This is a genomic window from Azospirillum rugosum (assembly GCF_017876155.1).
Taxonomy (GTDB): Bacteria; Pseudomonadota; Alphaproteobacteria; order Azospirillales; family Azospirillaceae; genus Azospirillum; species Azospirillum rugosum.
Genome location: NZ_JAGINP010000008.1, coordinates 241,146 through 258,740 on the forward strand (window position 1 = coordinate 241,146; position 17,595 = coordinate 258,740).

16 protein-coding genes are annotated in these 17,595 nt (G+C 70.0%); 5 read left to right on the plus strand and 11 right to left on the minus strand.

The genetic code is table 11. The annotated features are described in order from the left end of the window. Window positions 1-10: 10 nt before the first annotated feature. From J2851_RS13435 to J2851_RS13445, 3 genes are all read right to left on the minus strand, one after another. The gene (locus J2851_RS13435; protein ID WP_209766780.1) at window positions 11-1,063 is read right to left on the minus strand and encodes an HD domain-containing phosphohydrolase; all 1,053 of its coding nucleotides are present in this window, start codon (window positions 1,061-1,063) and stop codon (window positions 11-13) included. Between the two features lie 157 nt (window positions 1,064-1,220). Continuing rightward, window positions 1,221-2,489: a glycerate kinase type-2 family protein gene (locus tag J2851_RS13440; RefSeq protein ID WP_209766781.1), complete on the minus strand. Its 1,269-nt coding sequence runs from the start codon at window positions 2,487-2,489 to the stop codon at window positions 1,221-1,223. A gap of 122 nt (window positions 2,490-2,611) precedes the next feature. Then, a complete protein-coding gene (locus J2851_RS13445; RefSeq protein WP_209766782.1) occupies window positions 2,612-2,788 on the minus strand; it encodes a hypothetical protein in 177 nt (58 codons plus the stop codon). Between the two features lie 554 nt (window positions 2,789-3,342). On the opposite strand from J2851_RS13445, the gene J2851_RS13450 reads away from it, so the two are divergent. After that, the gene (locus J2851_RS13450; RefSeq protein WP_209766783.1) at window positions 3,343-4,020 is read left to right on the plus strand and encodes a lysozyme inhibitor LprI family protein; all 678 of its coding nucleotides are present in this window, start codon (window positions 3,343-3,345) and stop codon (window positions 4,018-4,020) included. Between the two features lie 16 nt (window positions 4,021-4,036). Here J2851_RS13450 and J2851_RS13455 read toward each other — a convergent pair whose 3' ends face one another. After that, entirely contained in the window at window positions 4,037-5,257 is a 1,221-nt protein-coding gene (locus J2851_RS13455) for a plasmid replication protein (protein ID WP_209766784.1), read from the minus strand. Window positions 5,258-5,955: 698 nt separating this feature from the next. On the opposite strand from J2851_RS13455, the gene J2851_RS13460 reads away from it, so the two are divergent. Both J2851_RS13460 and J2851_RS13465 read left to right on the plus strand, forming a co-directional pair. After that, window positions 5,956-6,849, plus strand: a complete 894-nt coding sequence (locus J2851_RS13460; protein WP_246500630.1) for a helix-turn-helix domain-containing protein — start codon at window positions 5,956-5,958, stop codon at window positions 6,847-6,849. 8 nt (window positions 6,850-6,857) lie between these two features. Continuing rightward, entirely contained in the window at window positions 6,858-7,481 is a 624-nt protein-coding gene (locus tag J2851_RS13465; protein ID WP_209766785.1) for a hypothetical protein, read from the plus strand. 61 nt (window positions 7,482-7,542) lie between these two features. On the opposite strand, the gene alr is transcribed toward J2851_RS13465, so the two are convergent. From alr to J2851_RS13485, 4 genes are all read right to left on the minus strand, one after another. Continuing rightward, on the minus strand, window positions 7,543-8,721 hold the full coding sequence (alr, locus tag J2851_RS13470; protein ID WP_209766786.1) for an alanine racemase: 1,179 nt from the start codon (window positions 8,719-8,721) through the stop codon (window positions 7,543-7,545). After that, a complete protein-coding gene (locus J2851_RS13475) occupies window positions 8,718-9,422 on the minus strand; it encodes an RNA polymerase sigma factor (RefSeq protein WP_209766787.1) in 705 nt (234 codons plus the stop codon). Before J2851_RS13475 ends, alr begins: the two co-directional genes overlap by 4 nt. A gap of 363 nt (window positions 9,423-9,785) precedes the next feature. Further along, window positions 9,786-10,160 (minus strand): cation efflux transmembrane domain-containing protein, encoded by a 375-nt coding sequence (locus tag J2851_RS13480; RefSeq protein WP_209766788.1) that lies wholly within the window; start codon window positions 10,158-10,160, stop codon window positions 9,786-9,788. Next, a complete protein-coding gene (locus J2851_RS13485; protein WP_209766789.1) occupies window positions 10,157-11,065 on the minus strand; it encodes a YihY/virulence factor BrkB family protein in 909 nt (302 codons plus the stop codon). The genes J2851_RS13480 and J2851_RS13485 overlap by 4 nt, the downstream gene beginning before the upstream one ends. Before the next feature lie 251 nt (window positions 11,066-11,316). On the opposite strand from J2851_RS13485, the gene J2851_RS13490 reads away from it, so the two are divergent. Beyond that, a complete protein-coding gene (locus tag J2851_RS13490; protein WP_211114318.1) occupies window positions 11,317-12,903 on the plus strand; it encodes a gamma-glutamyltransferase family protein in 1,587 nt (528 codons plus the stop codon). Window positions 12,904-13,146: 243 nt separating this feature from the next. On the opposite strand, the gene J2851_RS13495 is transcribed toward J2851_RS13490, so the two are convergent. Together J2851_RS13495 and J2851_RS13500 are read right to left on the minus strand one after the other, a co-directional pair. Continuing rightward, the gene (locus tag J2851_RS13495) at window positions 13,147-14,493 is read right to left on the minus strand and encodes an amidase (protein WP_209766790.1); all 1,347 of its coding nucleotides are present in this window, start codon (window positions 14,491-14,493) and stop codon (window positions 13,147-13,149) included. Between the two features lie 124 nt (window positions 14,494-14,617). Beyond that, window positions 14,618-15,697: a tartrate dehydrogenase gene (locus J2851_RS13500; RefSeq protein WP_209766791.1), complete on the minus strand. Its 1,080-nt coding sequence runs from the start codon at window positions 15,695-15,697 to the stop codon at window positions 14,618-14,620. Between the two features lie 112 nt (window positions 15,698-15,809). Between J2851_RS13500 and J2851_RS13505 the strand changes: the two genes are divergently transcribed. After that, a complete protein-coding gene (locus J2851_RS13505; protein WP_209766792.1) occupies window positions 15,810-16,730 on the plus strand; it encodes a LysR substrate-binding domain-containing protein in 921 nt (306 codons plus the stop codon). Here the strand turns inward: J2851_RS13505 and J2851_RS13510 are convergent. Continuing rightward, window positions 16,718-17,104, minus strand: coding sequence for a hypothetical protein (locus J2851_RS13510; protein ID WP_209766793.1), 387 nt, complete (start codon window positions 17,102-17,104; stop codon window positions 16,718-16,720). The two genes, J2851_RS13505 and J2851_RS13510, sit on opposite strands and share 13 nt — an antisense overlap. Window positions 17,105-17,595: the final 491 nt, after the last annotated feature.

The following is a 17,595-nucleotide window of genomic DNA, read 5'->3' on the forward strand; positions in this document are numbered from 1 at the left end:
GTCGCTGCGCTCACACCACCTCGACGTCGTCCGGGTCGGGATGGGCGCGGTGGACCGCGATCACGTCGTCCCAGGACTGGAACAGCGCATCGACGCAGGCCGGGTCGAAATGGGTTCCGCTGTGCTGGGCGATGAAGCTTCGGGCCTCCTCCAGCGTCCAGGGGCGCTTGTAGGGCCGCGCCGTGGTCAGCGCGTCGAAGACGTCGGCGACGGAGACGATGCGGCAGGACAGGGGAATGTCCGTGCCCCGGACGCCGTTCGGGTAGCCCGAGCCGTCGAACTTCTCATGGTGGCCGAGCGCGATCTCCGCCGCCAGGTGGATCAGCGGGTGGTCGCTGCCGCGCAGGACGGCGTGCCCGATCACCGTGTGCTGGCGCATCACCTGCAACTCGCTGGGGCTGAGCTTGCCCGCCTTCAGGAGGATCGCGTCCGGAATGCCGATCTTGCCGATGTCGTGCATGGGTGCGGCCTGGGCGAGCCGGTCGCACTCCTCCGGATCCAGGCCGAGGCGCGCCGCGATCAGGCGCGTGTAGCTGGCCATGCGCTCGATGTGCATGCCGGTCTCCGGATCGCGGAACTCCGCGGCGCGGGCCAGCCGGGCGACCAGCTCCTGCGCCTGCTGGCGCAGCTGGGCCGTCGCCTCCTCGACGCGGCTGCGGAGCATGGCGGTGTGGTCGGTCATCATCCGCTGCCCCAGGCGCAGGCGCAGCAGGTTCTGCGCCCGGGCCAGCAGCTCCGGAACGACGATGGGCTTGGTCAGGAAATCGGTGCAGCCGCTTTCCAGCGCCGCGACGCGGAGCTTCACGGAGGTGTCCGCCGTGATCATGACCACAGGGACGTCCGCCAGATGGCGCTGCCCGCGGATGCGCTTCAGCATCCCCATGCCGTCCAGGTCGGGCATGACCTGGTCGATCAGGATCAGGTCGGGGGTGTTGCGCTCCAGCCAGTCCAGCGCCTCGCCCGGGTTGGAAAACCCGACGGGGTCGGCGTCGTCGATGCGACGGATCACCGCGCTCGTGATGAACAGAGTGCTGGAGTCGTCATCGACTATAACAACCTGCATGTGTGCTTCCGCCGACCAAGATGTGCAACGCGCGATCTGGCAGGACCATATTCGACAATGTATTAAATTTTACTGTCGAACCTTGGCACCGCCGCACATTCCCGGCCGGCCGACCGTTCAGGCCGGCCAGATCAAGGCGCCAGATCAAGGCGCCAGATCAAGACGGAAGAATCAGGATGGCGCGGAAGTCGTTGACGTTGGTCAGGGTGGGGCCGGTGACGAGGCTGTCGCCCAGCGCCTCGAAGAAGCCGTGGCCGTCGTTGTTCGCCAAGCTGTCCTTCGGCTTGATGTCCTTCGCCCAGGCGCGGGCCAGACTGTCGGGGCCGAAATAGGCGCCGGCGATCTCCTCCAGCCCGTCCACCCCGTCGGTGTCGCCGGCGATGGCGTGCACGCCCGGCTGGCCGTTCAGCGCGATGCCGAGGGAGAGCAGGAACTCCACATTGCGCCCGCCGCGCCCGTGACCGCGCACGGTGACGGTGGTTTCGCCGCCCGACAGCAGCACGCAAGGGGCGGTGAAGGGCTGGCCGCGCCGGGCGACCTGCAAGGCGATGCCGGCCATCACGGAACCGACGTCGCGCGCCTCACCCTCCAGGCTGTCGCCGAGGATGTGCACGGGAAGCCCGGCCTTGCGCGCCACCTCGGCGGCGGCTTCAAGGGCCATCTGCGGCGTGGCGATCATGCGCACCTCGCACCCGGACAGCCGCGGGTCGCCGGGCTTGACGCTCTCGCCGCGCCCACTCTCCAGCGCCTCGCGCACGACCGCCGGCAGGGCGATGCCGTAGCGCTGCACGATGGCCAACGCGTCCGCGCAGGTCGTCGGGTCGGCCACGGTCGGGCCCGACGCGATGTCCATGGGGTTGTCGCCCGGCACGTCGGAGATCAGCAGCGTGACCACGCGCGCCGGATGGCAGGCGGCGGCGAGCCGTCCGCCCTTGATCGCCGACAGGTGCCGGCGCACGCAGTTCATCTCGGAAATCGTCGCGCCGGACTTCAGCAAGGCGCGGTTGACCGCCTGCTTGTCGTCCAGCGTGATCCCGTCCAGCGGCAGGGCCAGCAGGGCGGAGCCGCCGCCGGAGATCAGGCACAGCACGGTGTCGTCCGCGCTGAGGCCGCCGACGAGGTCCTTGATGCGCTTGGCCGCTTCCATGCCGGCCGCGTCGGGCACGGGATGGGCGGCCTCGACGATCTCGATGCGCTCGCACGGCACGGCGTAGCCGTAGCGGGTGACGACGAGACCGGAGAGATCACCCGGCCAGTGGTCCTCCACCGCCTTCGCCATGGCCGCCGACGCCTTGCCCGCCCCGATCACCACCAGGCGGCCCTTGGGCGGCTCCGGCAGGTGCGGGGGGATGCACAGCGCGGGCTGGGCCGAGGCAACCGCGGCGTTGAACAGGTCGGTCAGCAGCGCGCGGGGGTCGAGGCTCATCGAAGGCTCCTGGTCGGTCGGTTCGCCCCTGGAATGATGGGCGCGCCCTACCGTCCGCGATTTCCCCGATGTTGTCCACCGCCGGATCGGCGGATTTCCGCAGTGTGGAGCCGCTGAACGGATCAGCGGGCGGCGGTCAGGCCACCATGGGTGTGCCCGCCGTGGCGGGTGAAGGCCGACGCGACGCGGCGGAACAGCGAGCGGAGATAGGCGGCGCGCATGGCCTCGGCCTCGCGACGGATGCGCTGCAGGTCGGAATCGGACAGGCGGGACGCGAAGGTCAGGTTTTCGGAGTTCATAGTGCCCTCATGGCAGCCGTCATGGCCGCGGTTCGATGGAAGTGGTTCGGTCAGCGGATGGAGCGTCAGACCGCGGTGCCCACCGCGGCGGCGAGCAGGGACGCCAGCGCAAAGCCGCCGGTGACGAGGATGCGGGCGAGGGAATGATTCGACGTCATGCTGTCCACGGTCCTTCGGGTGAGGATGGACGGGCCCTTCGGCATCGCTTCAATGCCGCCCGTGTTTGCATAAGAATGATGGCACCGGTCCGCACGAAGACGACGCGCAGAAAGCGCATGGCTTCCATATCGTTGTTGCAGCGCAACAACTTCCAATCTGTGAGTAAATATGGATCCGGACGAAAGACTTCGCAGCGCTATTAAAAGGATTTCTTCGCAGCGCTGTTATAGGCGGTGACGATATTCGGCATCGCCCAGGCGGGAATGCTTGAGAGGCCGCACCATCCGGGTGGTCAACAAGCGCCCGGTTGACCGGACGCCCCCGCCGCGCCAGCTTTGATCCCGGTTTCGCTCAAGCCCGGCGATGGCGGGCTCCGCACGGAAAGGGGTTCGCGCATGCGCGGCTGCACGTCTCTGGTCCTGTTCCTGCTGGCCGTGCCCTCCCTGGCGCAGGCGGCAAGTTTCCCCTGCGCGAAGGCGTCGACGCCCACGGAAAAGGCCATCTGCGCCGACCCGGGCCTGTCCAAGCTCGACGAGCGCCTGTCGGCCGCTTACCGCGCCGCGTTGAACCAGCTGTCGGGATCGAGCCCGGAGGAGGGGCAGGCGCAGACCGCGTTGAAGGCGGACCAGCGGGCCTGGCTGGGCGAGCGGAACGCCTGCGGCGGCGACCAGTCCTGCCTGAAGACGGCGCAGGAGCGCCGCTTGGCCGTCCTGAGCTTCCACCCCGCCCCCGGAGCGCCGTCCCCCGTCGACGCGTTCGCCGGCCTGTTCGATTACAAAGGGGTGATGACGCTGGCCATCCTGCCGTTGCGCAACGGGCAGGCGGCCGTCAGCCTCAGCGGCGCCGAGCCGACCTCCGGCCGCTGGGTCTGCGATTTCTCAGGCATCGGGCGGGTGCAGGGGGACGGCCGCCTGACCGTCGGCACGCCCGACGCGGACGGCAACGGTCTCGTCATCGAGTCCCGGGGAAAATCCGGACTCGAAATTCCCGACACCGACGCCAACCGCGCCGCGAGCACCACCTGGTGCGGTGCCGGCGGAAACTTCGTCCTGCCCTACCGCCGCAAGGGTTGAGCCGTCCGCCGGGCCGTCAATCCCCGCCGGCAACCCGGAGCAGGCTGGCCGCCGTCTCGGTCAGGCGCTTGGCCCGGCGGGCGCGCGTTTCGACCGTCGTGGCGGGCGTCACGGGGACGAAGTCGCTTGGGCGGCCGTCGTCGCCGGTGATCGCCCTCATCGCCGCCACGTTGGCGTTTTCCACCGCCTGCGCCTTGCGCACCTGGGCCAGGAACTTGGCGCTGGGCAGCATGACGTAGGTGATGCCCTCGATGCGGGCGCCGATCTTGTCGTACAGCTTTTCCACGCTGGTCAGGATGCCTTCCTCGACCAGGGCCTCGACCGCGCTGGTCACGGCCCGCAGCGTGTCGCGGCGCCGGCTCCACACGTTCATGCCGCTGTTCTTGATGATCTCGTCGGCGGACAGCGTCATGGCCTTGACGCCCAGGTCGCCGGGAGCGTCGGCGCCGCTGTAGTCGTATTCCGCGCTCAGCCGGTTGTAGAGCCAGCGCGACACCGGGCTTTTCAGCCGCATTAGCCATTGGTAGCTGACCGGCTTGAACTCCAGGTTCCGGATCGCCGAGGAGACCAGCGGGTTGAACTGAAGGTGCGTTTCCTCGTCGCTGCCCTCGTCGCCCACCAGATCCGGGCGCGAGCGGATCGCCAGCACCGGGAAGGCTGTGGACTCCAGCAGGTTGGCTCCGCGGCCCTTCTTGGCCCCGTCGCCCGGCTTGGCGATGATGATGCGCGACCGCGCGAGGATGGTCAGCGATTCCCGGATGTCGCGGATCGACAGCGTGTGCCCCACGGCCCGCAGCTCGCGCTGGATCTCGTACAGGGTGAAGCGCATCTGCACCTTGTCGCGGTTCTCCCCGCCGAGCGACAGGCGCGAGCGGTCCATGGCGAGGCGGCGCACCACATGCTCCACGACCTGTTCGCGTTCGGCCGGGAACACCTCGTACTCGATCTCGGTCGGCCCGTCGGCCTGCGCGGCGGACTCGTCGCGGTTCACCACGCGCGTCAGACGCGCGGGCTGGATGGTCAGGTTGAAGGTCGAGCCGCGGTAGGTGAACTCGCGCTTGATCGACGCCACGAAATTGCCCTTCGCCGGCGCCGTTTCCGCCGAACGCCCGCCGTCGCGCGAGGCGAAGACGTAGCGCGGCGCCAGATCGTACAGCGCGATCAGATGCGACTGGGACCGGTCCTCCAGCTCGAACAGCACCAACTGCAACGCATTCGGTGTCGCAACCTTGCTCATCCAGTCCTCCTTGCCTGACACCGACCATGCTGCCGGACGCGGGCACTTACAACAGCTTCGTGACGGGTGACCCCGAACGGTATGGAGCGACGGCCCGCAGCCATGGAGCTTTTGCCCGCGGGTATGGAGCAACAGCCCGCGCTTCCGGCCGGGACCCTTGGCTTGCAACGCCGAATCCAAAGCGCGGGCTATCGCTCCATAGGGCGGACCGCGTCCGCGAGTCGGAACTCCATCCCGACGGTGCGCTCGTCCGGAAGGGCGCGAGCAAAAGCTCCATCGCCCACACGCCACCGGGAAGGGGAGGGGCCTGGGACAAAGCGCGAGCTGTTGCTCCATGCTTGGCCGGTGCCCGCGCGGTGGTTCCCCAAGGTGCGGGCTGTCGCTCCATACCGGGGCGCCGCCCGCAGGCCGGTCACGCGAAGGCGCGGGCAAAGGCTCCATAGGCGGGCGCGAGCTATCGCTCCAAGGGCGCGGGCCGTCACTCCAGGATTCCGATTCGGGGGCAAAGCGCGGGCTATCGCTCCAGGAGCGCGGCCGCGGGCTCCAAAGGCGCGAGCCAAGGCTCCAAGGGCGCGGGGTGGCGCTCCATAACCGGCTATGGAGCGATTGCCCGCGGTTTGGCAGCGGCGACGCGCCGCGGAATCCTTTCCCGCAAGCACGCCGGCCATCCGCCGGCACCATTTCCTTGCGGAGACCGCATGATGGCATCCCAGACACCCGTCGCACCATCCTCCATCGCACCAACTCCCACCGCACCGCCTGACGACGATCCGCTGCCGGCCGCGGACGGCGGACGCTGGGGCCGCATCCCGGCCTGGTGGCTCGGCCACCCGGACATCGACGCCGACGGGCTCGCCGTCCTGGCCGCGCTGTCGACCTACGCCAACGCCCGGGGCGAATGCTGGCCGTCGCAGGCGACCCTGGCGACCGCCCTGAAGCGCAGCCGCAGCACCGTGAACCGCATCCTGGGCCAGCTGGCCGAGGCCAAGGTCATCGAGATGCAGCCGCGCCGCTCGGCGTCCGGTGGCCGGCTGTCCTGCCTCTACCGGCTGCGGCTCGTTCCCGGCGACGGCGTGATCGCCTCGGAATCCGCGCAGCGCGAGGCTGTGCGGCCGCGCGACACGGTTGTCGCGTCCGCCGACTCCCCCCGTTCACCGGTGCGACAGGAACAGCCGGATTCCGAACAGACTCCGGACTCGCTCCCCACGCACGAGGCCACGCCCGCACAGACCGTTTCGGCGGACTGGACCCCGAGCGACGACGACCTGACCTGGGCGCGCAGCCGCTTCGCCGGCATCGACCTCGGCCGGCATGTGGAAGGGTTCCTGCTGCGCTGCCAAGCCCATGGCTACCGTTACCGGGACGCGGGCGCGGCCTGGAAGGCGTGGCTGGCGCAGGATGTGGCGGCGGGCAAGGCCCCGCTGGCGTCGGCACCGGCCGGATCCGGCGGGGCAACTCCCGGCGGGGCCGCCCGGCCGTTGGCCGCGCGAGGCGCGGAGAAGGCGGCGGAACAACGGCTCGGCGCCTGGATGGCCGCCGCCGCGCGGCTGAACGCCGCCGGCCGGCCGGCCGGCCCGCAGCCCTGGCGTTGAGGTTCGGCATGACCGCGATCGTTTCCTCCCTGCCGCCCCGTTCCCCGCTTCCCTTCGACCCCGGCATGCCGGCCGCCGACCGCTGCGCAATGCTCGCGGCGGCCCTCCCGGCGCCGTTGCGGGAGGTTCTCGCCCATGGCCGCGTCGAGCGGCGGGCGCGCTTCACCGACGACGGTTTCGACGGAGTGACCGAGGACTGGACCCCGCCCGCGACCCTGACCGAGCAGCATGTCCGGATGGCCCGGCGGGCGTTGGACGAGCTGGCGGGCACCGTCCTGGCGCCGGTGTCCCCGGAGCATCTGCTGGCGCGGATTCTCGCCCTCTTGAGCCATTACCCCGCCAAGGGGATGACGCCGGAGGTGGAGCAATTGGTCGCGCTCGACTGGGCGGAGGATCTGGGCGAATTCCCGTCCTGGGCCGTGGACACCGCCGCGCGGACGTGGCGCCGGACCAAAAAATGGCGGCCGTCCATCGCCGAGATGCGGGCCCTGTGCGCCGAATCCTGCGCCGAGGAACGCGCCCTGGCGACGCGTTTGGCCGCCATCGCGTCCGGCGCGCCGGAACCGGACGGGCGCCGCCGCGCCGACCGGGTGCAGTCGCTGGCCGCGGCGGCGATCCGGAGACTGCGGTGACGGACGCCCGGGCGATCCCAAAGCGCGAGCCATGGCTCCATAGGCCGCGAGGCGCGGCGCGTCACACCGGTGCCGTCTCGGCCCTGGGAATGGTGCGGTAATGGCGGGCCACCCGGGGGCCGAGCAGCGGAATCGCCGAAGGGGGCAGGCCGCTGCGCTCCGCCAGCGCTTCGGCGGGAAGGGCGGCCCCCTCCTGGGTCCCGAAAAGCACCACCTCGTCGCCGGGCTGGGCGTCGGGGACGGTGGAGACGTCGGCGAGAAGGCTGCTCATGAGCGGGGTTCCCAGAATCGGCACCTCGTGCCCGCGAACCAGAAGGCTTCCGTTGGCGAGATGAAGCAGATGCTGCGCGTCGGCATAGCCGATCGGCACCAGGGCGGCGCGCGTTTGGCGGCCCGCCGACAGCGTGGCGTCCTCGGGGATCCCGTCGCCGGGCTCCAAGGTCGCCAGCCGGATGATCCGCGCCTTCACCGCCATCACCGGGGTGTAGGGGAAGGGCGTCGGTCCCGGCACCGCGCGGAGTCCATAGAGCAACGACCCGCAGCGCACCGCCGTGCAGCCGATGCGTTGCGCGGCGGCGGCCAGCGCCGGGTTGTCGAGCGCGGAACTGCTGAGCGCGTGCACCAGCGGCGGCAGCAGGCCGGCGGCGTCCGCCTGGGCCACCAGCGCGCCGAACCGTTCCAGCTCCCTCAGCCCGGCCATGCTCTCGGAACCGGACAGATGGGTGTAGAGGCCGGCGAGCCGCAACGCCGGCGCCCGGTCTATGGCGGCGAGCAGGTCGAGCAGCAAACCGGGCGGCGCGCCGAGGCCGCCGGATCCCGTGCCCACCCGCACATGCACCGGCACCGGTGCGGCGGTGTCGGTGCGGGCGGCGGCCCCGGCCAGGATGTCCGCCTCTTTGATGCTCGTGACGGTGGCGGTCAGCCCTTGCGCGGCTATGGGCGCCGCCTGCTGCGGCAGCGGCGGGTCGAGCACCAGCACGGGCCGTTCGATGCCGACGCGGCGCAACGCGGTGCCTTCCTCCAGGTCGGCGACGACCAGCCCGTCGACGCCGGCGTGCTGCAGCGCCCGCGCGACGGCCGGGCCCCCGTGCCCATAGGCGTCGGCCTTCACCACCCCGTAGACAGCCATCCCCACCGGAAGGCGCCGCCGGAGTGTCGTCAGGTTGCGGCCCAGCGCGTGCAGGTCGATGTCGGCCCAGACGGTCGGGAACCGCCGCCGGTCCAGCGAGGCGCGCGTCATGCCCGCCGCGGGGCCGCCGGCCGCAATCGGGACGCGGACAGGCCGTCCCGGTGGTCCGGCACCGATTGGCGCAGATGCGCGCGGACCTGCTGGATCCATTTGCGGGCCAGCTCTTCGCTGACGGACATGGCCTCGGCGATGGCGGTGTAGGGTTGCTCCTCGATGAAGCGCATGTGCGCGGCCCGGCGCACGCGGGCGTCACGGATCTGGTCGAGCGACCGCAGCACCTTGAGAAGCAGGGCGCGGTCGGCGTTGGTGCGTTCGGGATCGTCGCGTTCCCGCGCGCCGCTGCCGTCCGCGAGGAGGGCGACCTCGTTCAACGAGCCGACCAGCACCGGGCTGCGCTGGTGGGAGCGGTGGGTGTCGATGAAATGGTTGATCGCCGTGCGCCGAAGCCACGTCCGGCATGTCACGATCGAACGCGCGCAGACCGGCAGCGCTTCCGACAGGTTCAGGCACAGGCCGCTGAGACAGTCGTGGATCTCCTGCCGGTTTCCCTTGCAAAGGCGATGGTATGTCCAGAAAAGGTCGGCGTGGTGGCGGCACCAGAAGACCCAGAAGGCCGAACGGTCACCCTGCGCGATGCGGTCCAGAAGGGAGGCATCTTCCATCTGCTGAAGGTCGCGGTCGTCGCGGAACAGGCGCCCCCCCTTCTCGACGGAGGCCTTGTCGAAGGGGGGCGGGCAGGGACGGGGCCGCAAGGCGCCACGCCTCCGGTCCGCCATGTTTCCGTTTGCGACCGCAGGCTTAGATTGCAATTTTTGCCGCATAAAACGTCCCTTGCGCGTTATGCCAAAGGGACGTTCGCTGCATGGGATGTGTGAATGATAGGAACGTAAATTTTTTATGCGTTACGTATGTATTGTGCGCGGCAATGGTTGGACAAACGAGGCTGTTGTGATTGGGTTCTGCCCGCTGTGACAGAAGATCGCGGGCCGCGCCACCGGTTGGCGCCCCGCCGTTTGCTGCCCTGCAATAATTTTAGTTTGGCGGGGAAGAAAAAGAGTCCGGAAAGGGCGGCCTATTGCGGTCACTCCAGTCCGCGGGGAGGGGCGGACCGGGACTCAGCGTCGGGCGAAGCGGCGGGTCCCACCGCGGGAGGCGCGGATTTCGGTGAACACCCGTTTGATCTCCGGATAGCGGTCCTTGACCGTCCGCTCGATCCGCTCCAGCGCCTCCTCCACGTGGCCGGCGGCAAGGTCGTCGCGGACGTCCACGCTGATGTTGGAGACCACCACCTCGGGGCCCAGATGCATGGCCAGCGCCTCGTTGCCGGTGTCCACCACGGAATGCACCGCCTCGCTCAGCATGGAGGAGCTGCCGGTGATCGCCGCGGCGACGAATTTCGTGACGGTGATGGCGAGGTTGGCCGCGATGGCGGCGTAGACGACCTTTGTCGATCCTTCGGTGGTCGATCCTTGGGCGGAGCTTCCCGTCATGCCATTCCTTTCGTCGGCCCTTGGGTGGCGGCACCGTCGGGGGCGGCCCGTCCATGGCGCGCGCGGCTTCCGATCCGCTCGGAATAGGCGCGGGTCAGCTCCGCCCCGAACAGGAAGATGGCGGCCGAATAGTAGACCCACATCAGGACCAGGACGAACGACCCCGCCGCCCCGTAGACCGTCGCCACCCCGCTGGTGCCCAGGTAGAAGCCGATCAGGAACTTGCCCACGGCGAACAGGAAGGCGGTGACCGCCGCCCCCAGCCAGACGTCCATCCACGGAATCCAGGTGTCGGGCAGGATGCGGTAGATCAGCGCGAACAGCGCGGTCAGCACCAGCCAGGACGTGCCGACGTCGAACAGCCACAGCAGGGTCGGCAGGGCCGGCAGGTATTGGGCGGCCCAGGTGCCGAAGGCCGCCAGCGCCGCGCTGACCACCAGCGAGACGATCAGCAGGAAGCCGATGGCCCCGATCAGCGCCAGCGCCTTCAGGCGCACCTTCACCAGCCAGGTGATGGTGGATTCCTGCGGCGGCGCCGCCTTCCACACGCGGTTCAGCGCGCTTTGCAGCTCCGCAAAGACGGTGGTGGAGCCGACGATGATGGTTCCGATGCCGATCAGGCTGGCCCAGACGCTGGTGCCCCGGTTGCCGGCCCGGGCGATCAGCTCCTGCACCGTCTGCGCGGCCTCCTGCCCGATCAGCGTCGCCAGCTGGTCGACCAGCGCGCCCCGCGCCGCTTCGTCGCCGAAGACGAGTCCGGCGAGCGCGATCACCAGGATCGCCAGGGGCGCCAGCGAGAAGATGGTGTAGAAGGCGATGGCCGCGCCCAGGCTCATCGCGTCGTCGTTCAGCCAGCCCATGGAGGCGTCCGATACGATCTCCCACCCGCGCCGCAACGCCGTCATTCCGCGCCTCCGCTCCAGCCGCAACCCGCCGCCGCGCTCCCGGTCCCGGCTGCGGGCAAAGACGGTAACGGCCGGGCGGGCATTCCGTCGCGCGGCCAAAACGTTCGGGCGCGAGTTGCCCGCGCCGCTCATCCCGGCCATGCGCCGGCCTTCGCGGCGCTGAAATCCCCGGCGCGCTGCCGCAAACTGTGGTCTGCTGATGCGCAGCAACCGGTCCGGAACCGCACCGGACCAGACTAGGGAGGGGACCCTTGATCCGAGACTTCTGCCGGCCCGGCCGGTCACCGGTCGTCGCCAGCGAGGCGGTGGCCGCCACCTCGCACCCGCTCGCCACCGCCGCTGCGCTGGAGATCCTTCAGGCCGGCGGCAACGCCGTGGACGCCGCCATCGCCGCCGTCGCCGTCCAGTCGGTGGTGGAGCCGCACATGACGGGCATCGGCGGCGATGGATTCGTCATCTACGCGCCGGCCGGCGGGCCGGTGCTGGCGCTCAACGGCAGCGGCCGGGCGCCGGCCGCCGCCAGCGTCGCGGCGCTGGCCGAGCTGGGCGTCACCGGGGAGATTCCGCGCCACGGCGCCCACGCGGTCACCGTGCCGGGCGCCGTCGCCGCCTGGACGCGGCTGCACGCCGACCATGGCCGCCTGCCGCTCGGCCGCCTGTTCGAGCGGGCGATCCGCTACGCCGAGGAGGGCTACGGCGTCGCCCCGCGCGTCGCCCACGACTGGGCGAACGACGCCGCCCTGTTGGAGAAGGACGAGGGCTGCCGAGCCGTCTTCCTGCCGAACGGCCGGCCGCCGCGCGCCGGGGAGCGGCACGCGCAGCCCTTGCTCGGGCAACGCCTGCGCGACATCGCCCGCGACGGGGCGGCCGCCTTCTACACGGGGGCCACGGCGGAATCGCTGGTCGCCTTCCTGCGCGCCCGCGGTGGCCTGCACACGCTGGACGACTTCGCCGCGGCGATGGACGGGGCGGAGTATGTGACGCCCATCGCCACCGACTACCGCGGCTACGAGATCCTGGAATGCCCGCCGAACGGCCAGGGCCTCGCCGCGCTGATGATCCTGAACACGCTCGGCGGCTTCGACCTGTCGGAGGGGCTGGACGACGCGTCGCGCCACCACCTGCACGCGGAGGCGACCAAGCTCGCCTACCATCACCGCGACGCGCTGGTCGGCGACAGCGGCCCGGAGGTCGCGGCAACGCTGCTGTCTTCGGACGTGACGGAAGCGTTGCGCCGCCGCGTCGACCCCGCCCGCGCCCAGCCCCCCGTGCTGTGGACGGAGGCGGAGCACAAGGACACCATCCACCTCTGCGTGGTGGACCGCGACGGCAACGCGATCTCCTTCATCAACTCCATCTTCCACGCCTTCGGCAGCGTGCTGCTGGACCCGGCGACCGGCGTGCTTCTGCACAGCCGCGGCACCTCCTTCCGTCTGGTGGAGGGGCACCCCAACGCCCTGGCGCCGCGCCGCCGGCCGATGCACACCATCATCCCCGGCCTGATCCGCAAGGACGGGCGGACGGTCTGCCCCTTCGGCGTGATGGGCGGGCAGTACCAGGCGGCCGGCCACGCCGCCTTCGTCTCCGGCCTGATCGACCGCGGCATGGACGTGCAGACGGCCATCGACGCACCGCGCAGCTTCGCCTTCAACGGCGTGCTGGAGGTGGAACGCTCCATCCCCGACGCCACGGTGGCGGAGCTGGAGCGGCGCGGCCACAAGGTCACCCGCCGCGCCGATCCGCTCGGCGGCGCGCAGGCCATCTGGATCGACCACGCGGCCGGCTTGCTGGTCGGCGGATCCGACGCCAGAAAGGACGGCTGCGCGCTCGGTTACTGAGCGGCCCCGTTCAATGCTACTCAGCCAGTTCTAAAGAGGCGGCATACAGTCGAAAGCCCTTCTCCCCTTGTGGGAGAAGGGTTTGGGATGAGGGGTGCGCGGCGAAGCCGCAAATGCGTACTCAATTGCTTTTGGACTGCTGTCAGCAACCGGACCCCTCACCCCAACCCCTCTCCCACAAGGGGAGAGGGGCTTTCAGCAACTTGTCCTGTATCTTCAGACAACTTGGCTGGCAGCATAGTGTTAGGGCGCCACCACCGGCTCCACCGCGCCGGCGACGGCCAGCAGGCGACGGTCGGCACCGGTGGCGCCCACCAGCATCAGGCCGCAGGGCAGGCTCCCCGCCTCCTGCATCGGCAGGCTGATGGCGCAGCGGTCCAGGAAGTTGAACAGCGCGCAGTTGCGCAGCAGCAGGATGTTCAGCCGCGTGAAGTCCGAATCCGCGGCGAACTCCTCGAAGCGCGGGGCGGTGATCGGCACCGTCGGCATCAGCAGCGCGTCGTAGTCCGCCGTGCTGCGGTCGGCGCGGGCGATCAGGTCGGCCCGGCGCTGCGTCACGTCGATGTAGTCGGCGGCGGTCATGGTCCGCCCACGCTCGATGCGCACCCGCACCCGCGGGTCGTAGAGGTCGCCCTTGCGATCCAGCAGGTCGCGGTGCCAGTAGATCGCCTCGGCGGCCGGGAAGCCGCCCCGCGCGTTGGCCGGGCCGACGGCGGCCAGCTCCGTCATCGGAATCTCGACGATGCGCGCCCCGGCCTCCGACAGGCGGCGGCAGGCGGCGTCGAAGGCGCGGGCCACGGGCTCCGCCAGACCGTCCAGCACCACCGACTGCGGCACGGCGAAGCGCAACCCGGCCAGCCCGACCGGCGGCGGCACCCACTCTGGTTCTCCCGCAAGCACAGCGTCGGCGACGGCGCAGCACTCCACGGTCCGGGCGAGCGGCCCGATGGAATCGAGCGTCCAGGACAGCGGGACCGTGCCGCGCAGGGACACGCGCCGCTGCGTCGGCTTGAAGCCGACGACCCCGCACAGCGCGGCGGGGATGCGCACCGAACCGCCCGTGTCCGTGCCCAGCGCCAGCGGGACATAGCCCGCCGCCACCGACACCCCGGCCCCGGACGAGGAGCCGCCGGGAATCCGGTCCGGATCGGCCGGGTTGCCGGGCGTGCCGTAGTGGGGGTTGATGCCGACGCCGGAGAAGGCGAACTCGGTCATGTTGGTGCGGCCGACGACCACCGCCCCGGCCGCGCGCAGGCGGGCGACCGCGTCGGCGTCGCGTTCGGCGGGCGGAGCACCGACCAGGGCCTTCGACCCGGCCAGCGTCGTGCGGCCGGCCTCGTCGAACAAATCCTTGATGGAGACCGGAATCCCGGCGAGCGGGGAGGGGGGCCGCTGCCCGGCCCGGCGCAGCAGATCCTGCGCCCGGGCGGTATCGCGTGCGACGTTCTCATGCACCGCGGTGAAGGTCTTGGCTGCCTCCTCCCCGCCCGCCGCGATGGCGGCGAGGCTCGCTTCGACAAGCGCCTCGCTCGTGGTGGCTCCCGCTTCCAGCTGGCGGGACAGGCTGAGGACCGTCGGGTTCGTCGTCATGGCGTCTTTGGCGGCGTGGTGGAATGGTTGCCGCCAGAGTGTCAGGCTGGCGCCGGTCGATGCAACGCCCGCGTGGCGATGGCTGCCGCCCGCGATGGACGGGTTCGCCACGCGAGCGCGCGGATCACAGGGCCTGGGCGACGGCCTTGCCGACCTCCGTCGTGTTGGCCGTTCCGCCGACGTCGGGCGTGCGCGGGCCTTCGACCAGGACCGTCTCGATCGCCGCCATGATGGCGTCGTGGGCCGCCTTGAAGCTCGCGTCCCCGTCGCCGAGGAAGTCGAGCATCATGGCGCCGGACCAGATCATCGCGATCGGGTTGGCGATCAGCTTGCCGTAGATGTCCGGCGCGGAGCCGTGCACCGGCTCGAACAGCGAGGGGAAACGGCGCTCCGGGTTGAGGTTGGCCGAGGCGGCCAGCCCCATGGTGCCGGTGCAGGCCGGCCCCAGGTCCGACAGGATGTCGCCGAACAGGTTGGAGGCGACGACCACGTCGAAGCGGTCCGGCTGCATGACGAAGCGCGCGGACAGGATGTCGATGTGCTGCTTGTCCCAGGCGACGCCGGGGTAGGCCTTGGCCATCTCCACCACCCGCTCGTCCCAATAGGGCATGCTGATCGAGATGCCGTTGGACTTGGTGGCGGCGGTCAGCTTTTTGCGCGGCCGGCTGTTGGCCAGCTCGAAGGCGAATTTCAGGATGCGGTCGACGCCGTGGCGGGTGAACACGGCCTCCTGAAGCACGAACTCGCGCTCCGTGCCCTCGAACACGCGGCCGCCGACGGCGGAATACTCGCCTTCGGTGTTCTCGCGCACCACGAAGAAGTCGATGTCGCCCGGCTTGCGGTTGGCGAGCGGGCAGGGCACCCCCGGCAGCAGCCGCACCGGGCGCAGGTTCACATACTGGTCGAACTCCCGCCGGAACTTGATCAGGGAACCCCACAGCGAGATGTGGTCCGGCACCTTGTCCGGCCAGCCGACCGCGCCGAAGTAGATGGCGTCAAAGCCCTTCAGCGTCTCGAACCAGTCGTCCGGCATCATCTGGCCGTGCTGGAGGTAGTAGTCGCAGCTCGCCCAGTCGAAGCTCGTGAACTCGATGCTCAGGCCGAATTTGGCGGCGGCGGCCTCGACCACGCGGATGCCTTCCGGCAGCACCTCCTTGCCGATGCCGTCGCCGGCGATGGCGGCGATCCTGTAGGTCTTGCTCATGGTTCCTCCTGTGACCGCCGCGCGGCGGATGATTTGGTTCAGCGGGCGCTAGCCTAGCAGAAGCGGAAAGCGTTAATAATCCGCCGAACTATGCACGCACAGGCCACGAACCATGAACAATGAGCCGCAACTCCAGGACCTGCGCGTGTTCTGCCTCGTCGCGCGCAAGTCGGGCTTCGCCGCGGCCGCCGACGCCCTCGGCGCCTCGCCCGCCTATGTCAGCAAGCGGATCCAGATGCTGGAAGGCAGCCTGGGCGTGAAGCTTCTCCACCGCAGCACGCGGCGGGTCGCGGTGACGGAGGCGGGGGAGCGCGTCTACCGCTGGGCGCAGACCATCCTCGACGACGTCGACCATATGGTGGAGGAGGTGTCGGAGACGCGGCTCGCCCCGCGCGGCCTCATCCGCATCAGCAGCAGCTTCGGCTTCGGCCGCGTGCACGTCGCGCCGGCGCTCAATCTCCTGGCGGAGCGCTATCCCGCGCTGGAAATCCGCTTCGACGTGTCGGACCGGCTGGTCGATCTGGCGGGGGAGGGGATCGACCTGGACATCCGCGTCGGCAACGAGATCGCGCCGCAACTGATGGCGCGGCGCCTCGCCTCGAACCGGCGCATCCTCTGCGCCTCACCGGCCTATCTGGAGCGGCGCGGGACGCCGCGGCATCTGGACGACTTGGCCAGCCACGACTGCCTGGTGATCAAGGAGCGCGACCACCCCTTCGGCGTCTGGCGGCTGAACGGCCCGGAGGGTGAGACGTCCGTGCGGGTCACCGGGTCGCTCGCGGCCAACCATGGGGAGATCGTGCACCAATGGGCGCTGGCCGGCCGCGGCATCATGCTGCGGTCGCTGTGGGACGTCCGCTCGGCGGTGGCTGCGGGGAGGCTGGTCCGGATCCTTCCCGCCCACAGCCAGCCGGCCGACGTCTGGGCGGTCTATCCGGCCCGCCTCACCACGTCGGCCAAGCTCCGGGTCTGCGTGGAATTCTTCGAACAGCACTTCCGCCGGGTCGATCTGGCGAACGTTCAGGCCGAATAGGCCCCTTCGAACAGGTCGCCGAGGGCGAAACGCATCAGCGAGCGTATCCGTGCAACCTGCCGGTGCGTGTCGCGGCCGCTGTCGAGGAAGCAGCGGCGGCAGAGATGTTGCGGCTTGGACGCCGCCCGGCTGCGGCGGTACAGCCCGACCACGCTGCGGGACATCCGCACGCCCGCGTAATCGACCACATCGGGCCAGGGGGCCGGATGCCCGTCGGAGTCGAACCAGACGCCCTCGGGGGACAGCCAACGGCCGTCGGGGAGGCAGCGTAGGGTATGCCCGTGCGGCCGGCCGCAATGCTCGCAGCGGCGGTCGTCGTGGGTGGTCGGCGGGGCGGACGGAAGGTCGGCGTGAACGTCGATGTGGCGGGCCATTCGAACCAGATGTGGTGGCTGTTGGCGGAACCGATGCCGATTCTAGCGCACCTCCCGCTATAAGGGAATCCCCGGCGATGGTCTGAGAGCACCAATTCGTTCTTTTTTTGTTGCCCGAACGGGATCAGCCTCTTGGCCGAGAATTTCGCCGAACGGTGAAAAAAGCGCTTGCTCGGTTCGGCCGACCGGCCTATATACCGCCTCCCCGGCGCGGCGCTGCTGACAAGGCGGTGACGAGCTAAGGGAAACGGAAGACAAGACGAAGTATCGTCGAGCCAGCGTGAAAACAAAGGCTTGACAGCGCAAGTCGAAGCTTCTAAATACGGCGGCCTCGCCGCGTCGCCCTCCGGGGTTGGACGCCGGCGCCGCAGCGGTTTTCGGGTGAAGCCTGGGTAGCCGCGGGTTCTTGGATAAGTGGATACCGTGTTGTGAGAAGGGATGCGCAGGCGGCGGTGATGAGCCGTTGTGGTCCGCGGGCTGGTTCCTGGTAT

What these genes read in the sequence shown, in the direction of transcription:
- J2851_RS13435 (WP_209766780.1), bottom strand. Translation starts at nt 1,063, where the DNA reads ATGCAGGTTGTTATAGTCGATGACGACTCCAGCACTCTGTTCATCACG.
- J2851_RS13440 (WP_209766781.1), bottom strand. Translation starts at nt 2,489, where the DNA reads ATGAGCCTCGACCCCCGCGCGCTGCTGACCGACCTGTTCAACGCCGCG.
- J2851_RS13445 (WP_209766782.1), bottom strand. Translation starts at nt 2,788, where the DNA reads ATGAACTCCGAAAACCTGACCTTCGCGTCCCGCCTGTCCGATTCCGAC.
- J2851_RS13450 (WP_209766783.1), top strand. Translation starts at nt 3,343, where the DNA reads ATGCGCGGCTGCACGTCTCTGGTCCTGTTCCTGCTGGCCGTGCCCTCC.
- J2851_RS13455 (WP_209766784.1), bottom strand. Translation starts at nt 5,257, where the DNA reads ATGAGCAAGGTTGCGACACCGAATGCGTTGCAGTTGGTGCTGTTCGAG.
- J2851_RS13460 (WP_246500630.1), top strand. Translation starts at nt 5,956, where the DNA reads ATGATGGCATCCCAGACACCCGTCGCACCATCCTCCATCGCACCAACT.
- J2851_RS13465 (WP_209766785.1), top strand. Translation starts at nt 6,858, where the DNA reads ATGACCGCGATCGTTTCCTCCCTGCCGCCCCGTTCCCCGCTTCCCTTC.
- alr (WP_209766786.1), bottom strand. Translation starts at nt 8,721, where the DNA reads ATGACGCGCGCCTCGCTGGACCGGCGGCGGTTCCCGACCGTCTGGGCC.
- J2851_RS13480 (WP_209766788.1), bottom strand. Translation starts at nt 10,160, where the DNA reads ATGACGGGAAGCTCCGCCCAAGGATCGACCACCGAAGGATCGACAAAG.
- J2851_RS13485 (WP_209766789.1), bottom strand. Translation starts at nt 11,065, where the DNA reads ATGACGGCGTTGCGGCGCGGGTGGGAGATCGTATCGGACGCCTCCATG.
- J2851_RS13495 (WP_209766790.1), bottom strand. Translation starts at nt 14,493, where the DNA reads ATGACGACGAACCCGACGGTCCTCAGCCTGTCCCGCCAGCTGGAAGCG.
- J2851_RS13500 (WP_209766791.1), bottom strand. Translation starts at nt 15,697, where the DNA reads ATGAGCAAGACCTACAGGATCGCCGCCATCGCCGGCGACGGCATCGGC.
- J2851_RS13505 (WP_209766792.1), top strand. Translation starts at nt 15,810, where the DNA reads ATGAACAATGAGCCGCAACTCCAGGACCTGCGCGTGTTCTGCCTCGTC.
- J2851_RS13510 (WP_209766793.1), bottom strand. Translation starts at nt 17,104, where the DNA reads ATGGCCCGCCACATCGACGTTCACGCCGACCTTCCGTCCGCCCCGCCG.